Source organism: Vibrio sp. V39_P1S14PM300, assembly GCF_009904765.1.
In the GTDB taxonomy this organism is placed as follows: domain Bacteria; phylum Pseudomonadota; class Gammaproteobacteria; order Enterobacterales; family Vibrionaceae; genus Vibrio; species Vibrio proteolyticus.
Map to the genome: position 1 here is coordinate 1 of NZ_WXWP01000297.1, position 6,506 is coordinate 6,506.

At 50.4% G+C, this 6,506-nt stretch carries 5 protein-coding genes; 3 read left to right on the plus strand and 2 right to left on the minus strand.

All coding sequences use genetic code 11. The annotated features are described in order from the left end of the window. Positions 1 to 272: 272 nt before the first annotated feature. Complete coding sequence (locus tag CAG65_RS15105) at positions 273 to 842, minus strand: CoA pyrophosphatase (protein WP_237668829.1); 570 nt, start codon at positions 840 to 842, stop codon at positions 273 to 275. 164 nt (positions 843 to 1,006) lie between these two features. Between CAG65_RS15105 and CAG65_RS15110 the strand changes: the two genes are divergently transcribed. Together CAG65_RS15110 and CAG65_RS15115 are read left to right on the plus strand one after the other, a co-directional pair. Next, positions 1,007 to 1,543 carry a heme NO-binding domain-containing protein gene (locus CAG65_RS15110; RefSeq protein ID WP_161447845.1) on the plus strand — a complete coding sequence of 179 codons (537 nt, stop codon included), beginning with the start codon at positions 1,007 to 1,009 and terminating at the stop codon, positions 1,541 to 1,543. Between the two features lie 4 nt (positions 1,544 to 1,547). Beyond that, entirely contained in the window at positions 1,548 to 3,251 is a 1,704-nt protein-coding gene (locus CAG65_RS15115; RefSeq protein ID WP_161454175.1) for an ATP-binding protein, read from the plus strand. Positions 3,252 to 3,256: 5 nt separating this feature from the next. Here the strand turns inward: CAG65_RS15115 and pabB are convergent, their stop codons facing one another. Next, on the minus strand, positions 3,257 to 4,645 hold the full coding sequence (gene pabB, locus CAG65_RS15120) for an aminodeoxychorismate synthase component 1 (protein WP_161454176.1): 1,389 nt from the start codon (positions 4,643 to 4,645) through the stop codon (positions 3,257 to 3,259). 167 nt (positions 4,646 to 4,812) lie between these two features. Between pabB and CAG65_RS15125 the strand changes: the two genes are divergently transcribed. Then, a complete protein-coding gene (locus CAG65_RS15125; RefSeq protein ID WP_021703609.1) occupies positions 4,813 to 6,330 on the plus strand; it encodes a fumarate hydratase in 1,518 nt (505 codons plus the stop codon). Positions 6,331 to 6,506 lie beyond the last annotated feature (176 nt).

Sequence of the window (6,506 nt, forward strand, 5' to 3'; positions counted from 1 at the left end):
AAATAAGTCGGGCGCAATTTTGCAAGATTTTGTTGCACCAAAAATAGATCTAAATCATGTATCGCCCGCGCTTATTGAATGATATGTCAAAAACCGGCGTTTTATCACGAAAATATCGTGCCACACATGATTATTGCTAATGATTGGAATTAGAAAAACTAATCTGGTTGATAATTTATTCTGATGAGTGTGATCGCAACCGATTTTCTTTTTGAGGGGTGAGAAAAACTAATCTGAACCATAGCAAATGAGATCTGTTGAATATTCATTTCCTAAGCGATCTGTTTTTGCATGGCCTGAATGATTTGCGCGGTCATGCCCCATATAAAGTGATGCTGATATGGAATAGCAAATATACGATGAGCCGTGTCTTTAATCTGAAACGTTTGGGTAAATAAATTGGTTTTGCTGAGCACATAATCCGCGGGGACTTCGAATGCTTCATCCACTTCGTTTTTATCGATCGTCAACTGATAATCCTGATCAATAAACGCCAGTACCGGGGTGACAGCAAAACGGCTGATGGTCGCCAGTTCAGGCAGATGGCCGAATATTTCAATTTGATCAGGACGAATGCCTGTTTCTTCAAAGGTTTCGCGTATTGCTGTGTGATACACCGACAAATCATCCGTTTCTTTTTTCCCGCCAGGAAAGCTGACTTGCCCCGGGTGGTGATGCAAATGCATCGCCCGACGGGTAAACAGAACATTGAGGCCGGAATCACGTTCAATGAAGCCGATGAGCACGGCCGCTTCGCGCAGGTGTTCTGAACGCAGGTGTTCGGTTCTGCGCAGCGCTTCTGCGTGATAACGGGCAGGGCGTTGCAATTGGAAATTCCGCATTAATGTGCTTCTGGTCAGTTTCACTGGCTCTCCTGTCTGAAAATCATGATTTGCTACGCGGTGCATAATATGAATGAACACCATAAAGCCGTGGCTAATTATTTGAAAAAGCCGAAGTTCTCGATCATGCTTTACCTAGCTAATAATAAAGGTAGCTCATAAAGATGAAAGGCATTATTTTTACTGAGTTCATGGATTTAGTCGAAGAGAAGTTTGGGTTAGAGGTTCTGGACACCGTCCTCCGCATGTCAGCCAACCCGGGTGCATATACCTCTGTTGGCAGTTACGATCACCGGGAGTTGGTCAGGCTGATTCAGAATCTCAGTCAAGTGACCGGTGTTTCCGCTGAACAACTGCAACAGCTTTTTGGCCGGGCGGCGTTCGACAACCTGTATCTGAGCCTGCCTTCCAATGTCAGCACTCCGCACTTTTCCTCTTGTTTCGCTTTTATCCGTCATGTCGAAGAATACATTCATCTGGAAGTGAAGAAACTGTACCCGGATGCGAAACCACCCAGATTTGAGTTTATCAGTGAGTCGCAAAGCTATATGGAATTCGACTATCGCAGCGCCCGTTGCCTGGCTCACGTGTGTTTCGGGTTGATCAAAGGGTGCGCTGCCCATTTTGGAGAGCGTGTCGATATTGTCATGACACCGCAATCCGCTCCCAGCCATGTGCGTTTTGCTCTGACTTTGGTTTAAAACCATGTCTGAAGATTCGGCGTTACAGCGTAAACTCATCCGAGAAAAAGCCGCCCGTCAGGAAGCGGAACAACTGCTTGAGCAAAAAAGTCTGGAACTTTACCGACTCAATCAGAAACTCAGCGTTGCGCTGACGCACCTTGAACTGAAATCGGAACACGACATTTCTAAGCTGGAGTTTAACCATCAGGTTGATCAGGCCTTAATCCAGTTTGGCAGTGCTTTTCTCTCCCATACTCTTGATGATCGCCTGCTCAACCGACTACTGGATCGACTCAGGCATGCTTCCGTTATATTGAGAGCCGGGTTATCGCTCAACTCGGGGCTATTGAACAGCATTCGTTCGTCATGGTTCGGGGATTCAATGCCGCAGTGGGAAATTCATCATTTCCATTTGGTGTGCTGGCATGACAACTTTCTGAGTCTGCCCTTGCTTGTTGATGGCGAATCCGTTGGCGCGTTGTTGCTTGAAGTTGAGCATGGCATGGTCGAGTGGGAATACATTGAAGAGCAGATGCTGCTGGTCAGAGATTTATTGGCAAGCGCACTGACCCGGCAAATCAGAGCGGAAGAAACCATAGACGCTCGCCAGCGTGCGGAAGCCTCCGAGCGAGCGACAAAAGAATTCGTTGCGATGATCAATCACGAACTTAGAACACCCTTAAATGGTCTATTGGGCAACGCTGAACTGTTGGCGAGTACGTCTCTGGATAGTCATCAACAGCAGTTTTTGAGCAATTTGGTGCACTCTGGCGAGCTGCTCCGGGTCATCATCAATGATCTGCTCGATTTCAGTAAAATCAGTGCCGGAGTGATGGCGCTGATTGTGGCGCCGTTTGACTGGCACGATCTGGAAAGGATCATGCTGGGGATCTTCACACCCAAGGCGACCGAGAAAGCGATTCAGTTTGTGATTGAACAACGTACCGTCATTCCACAGTATCTGATGGGCGATCAAGAGCGTATCAGCCAGATTCTGGTCAACTTGATCGGCAATGCGATCAAGTTTACTCATACTGGCATGGTCAAGCTGGTCGTGAGCTACACCGATGACGGATTGGAATTTCAGGTTCAGGACACGGGAGGCGGCATTCCGTCTTCGGCACTGGCAACCTTGTTTGATCCCTTCGTGCAGGCTGACCGTTCGACCAAACGTCATTATGAGGGCTCAGGACTAGGGCTGGCGATCTGTCACAATCTGGTCTCGCTGATGAAGGGGCAACTGGACTGCCAAAGTGTCGAAAATGTCGGCTCGACGTTTCGGGTGTTGCTGCCGCTGCGCCGGGGGAGCAAGCCAGTCAAGCGCAACAACAAATCAGGTCAACTCAACGAGCGCTTGAAACCCTTGTCAGAGCTGAAAGTGTTAGTGGTTGATGACATCCGTATGAATCAGATCATCGTGCAGGAGATGCTGAAAAAGTTCGGCATCACGCCCGACACCAGCTTCACCGGACTGGAAGCGCTTCAGGCGGTGGAAGGCAATCGCTACGATTTGATCTTTATGGATTGTCGGATGCCTGAAATGGACGGTTTTGAGGCGACAGAGCGACTGCGCAGTTTGGGTTATGGAATGCCGATCATAGCGATTACGGCCGGAACTACGCTGGAAGAGCGGAAACGGTGCATCGTCTGCGGCATGAACGATATTCTGACGAAACCCTACACGGCCGCAGACCTGGAGAAGATGATACGTAAGTGGGTGCGCTAGCGCGCTCAGTGCCTGGCTAATACAGGCAGAATACGGCTCAGTTTATCCAGTGTTTCCTGATATTCGGCGTCGCACTGACTGTCAGCCACCACGCCACCGCCGGCCCAGGCAAACAGTTGGCCTTGTTCCGCTACCAAAGTGCGTATAGTGATGCTGGTGTCCATCCGACCATGGCGACTGATATAGCCGATGCTGCCGCAGTAGGCGCTGCGGCGGTGAGGTTCCAGCTCTTCAATGATTTCCATCGCGCGGATTTTTGGTGCACCGGTAATGGAACCGCCAGGAAAACTGGCGCGCAGCAAATCCGTCGGTGAATATGCCGGATCCAGCTCAGCTCGAATAGTGCTGACCAGGTGATGCACCGCCGGAAAGCTTTCAATATCAAATAACTTGGGCACATGCACACTGCCGGGCTTGGCTACGCGGCCAAGGTCATTACGCAGCAGGTCAACGATCATCAGGTTTTCAGCCTGATCCTTTTCAGTTTCGGCCAGTTCTCTGGCGCTGGCCGCATCGGTTTGTGGATCTTCCGAGCGCGGACGAGTACCTTTAATGGGTTTGGTCTCAATCATACGTTGATTGACTTGCAAAAAACGTTCGGGAGAGACACTGAGTATGGCGCCGCTTTCGGTACGAATAAAGGCGGAAAATGGCGCCAGATTGAAACGCTCTAGCTTGTCGTAGGCTTGCCATTCGCTACCGTGATACCGGGCGGAAAAACGCTGAGCGAGATTGATCTGGTAGCAGTCACCGGACAACAGGTAATCTTGCACCTGGTTGAATTTGTTCGTGTAGTCGGCTTTGCTCATATTGGAGGCCCAGCCGGACGTCAGGGTGAAAGCGTCAGTCGTTTTCGCCTGCTGAGAGCACAGCCATTGCCAGCGCTGCTCTACCTGGTTACCGACGACATAGGCGGAGTGTTGCTGATGATCAACGATCAATGCCCAATCATACAGGCCTACCGCCATATCAGGAGTGTGGAGATCACGCGCCGCCAACTCTGGCATCACCTCAACGCGACGGCCCAAATCGTAAGCAAAATAACCCAGAGCGCCCCCCACAAACGGGAGATCCAAATCGCAGGTCACCTCCGGGAGCCACTGTTGCTGCAACTGCTGAATTAAGGCAAAAGGATCCGCTTTGGAGAGGTAAGATTCGGAAGGCGTCTGAATTTCGGTCTGTTGTTGACGGGTGGTCAGGGTCGCCACCGGACAGGCCACCAGAATATCGAATCGACTGTCAATATGCGACTCGGATGCGGAACGCAATAACATCGCCCAAGGCTGATGTTCGATGTTGCAAAACAGTTGCTTAGCAAGCTCAGTATCATAACTGACCGCTTTTGTTTGAATGGGATTCAGGTCGTTGTTATTCATTTGTTTAATTTGTGACAAAGAGTTCGATCACTGCGTGGCGTGTTGAGGAAAGCAAGAGTATCATATCCGAATCTAACGCCGCTACTTCAGTCGTTTTGTTGCAGTCACACGCCGATTGGCGCTTCTGTCCGTCCAAATGACAAGTCAGTGGCGACAATGGAAGCATAATTATAATGAGGCATGCAATGACGGTAATTCGCAAGCAAGATGTGATCAGCAGTGTCGCTGATGCACTTCAGTATATTTCCTACTATCACCCTCTCGACTTTGTTCAAGCCCTTGAAAAAGCCTATCACCGTGAAGAAAGCCAGGCGGCCAAAGACGCCATCGCGCAGATACTGATCAACTCCCGCATGTCGGCAGAAGGCCACCGACCGATTTGTCAGGACACGGGTATTGTGACCTGTTTCGTCAACATCGGCATGGGGGTTCAGTGGGACTCGACGGACATGACAGTCCAGCAGATGGTTGATGAAGGCGTACGTCAGGCCTACACCAATCCGGATAACCCGCTGCGTGCCTCGGTACTGATGGATCCGGCTGGTAAACGCATCAACACCAAAGACAACACACCTGCGGTTGTGCACATCAACATGGTGCCGGGTAATAAAGTAGAAATTCAGATCGCGGCGAAAGGCGGCGGCTCTGAAAATAAAACCAAGATGGTGATGTTAAACCCATCCGATGACATTGCCGAATGGGTAGAAAAAACACTGCCGACTATGGGAGCGGGCTGGTGTCCACCGGGTATGCTGGGTATTGGTATTGGTGGCACAGCAGAAAAAGCCGCGGTGCTGGCCAAAGAGTCTTTGATGGAACACATCGATATTCAGGAACTGATCGAACGCGGCCCACAAAATGCGGAAGAAGAGCTTCGTTTGGATATCTTTAACCGAGTCAACAAGTTGGGCATCGGGGCGCAAGGTTTGGGCGGTCTGACGACTGTGGTGGATGTGAAAATCAAAACTGCGCCGACGCATGCAGCGTCGAAACCAGTATGTTTGATCCCCAACTGTGCAGCGACGCGTCACGTACACTTTACGCTTGATGGCAGCGGCCCGGCGGATCTGCAACCACCAAAGTTGGAAGAGTGGCCACAAATCACTTGGGAAGCGGGGGCGAACACACGTCGTGTTAACCTGGATACGGTCACGGCTGAAGACGCCCAGCAATGGAAGACCGGCGAAACGCTGCTGTTGTCTGGTAAGATCCTGACGGGTCGTGATGCGGCGCACAAACGCATCCAAACCATGCTCGACAACGGCGAAGGCTTGCCTGAGGGCGTGGATTTCAAAGGCAAATTCATTTACTACGTTGGTCCGGTTGATGCTGTAGGTGATGAAGCGGTCGGCCCTGCTGGCCCAACGACGTCGACTCGTATGGATAAGTTTACCGACATGATGCTCGAGAAAACCGGCATTATGGGGATGATTGGTAAGGCGGAACGGGGCCCTGCGACGGTTGAATCGATCAAAAACCATAAAGCGGTGTATCTGATGGCGGTTGGCGGCGCCGCGTACCTGGTCTCGAAAGCAATCAAGAAAGCACGCGTGGTGGCGTTTGAAGATCTGGGCATGGAAGCCATTTATGAATTCGAAGTCGAAGATATGCCAGTGACCGTTGCGGTCGATTCATCGGGCGTGAACGCGCACCAGGTGGGCCCGGACACATGGAAAGTCAAAATTGCTGAAATGGAAAAGTAACGACTCAGCAGAAGACTGTGACAAAATGCTGATTCTACTAGCAAACATTTGACATAAGTGCAGCGTATGCTGCACTTTTTGTCTATATAATGAATGATTAATTTAAAAACGTCAGGAGAGCGCTATGCCTCGCTTTATTCAAATTTTGCAGATCATTATCGCGGTCGTGATAGGCG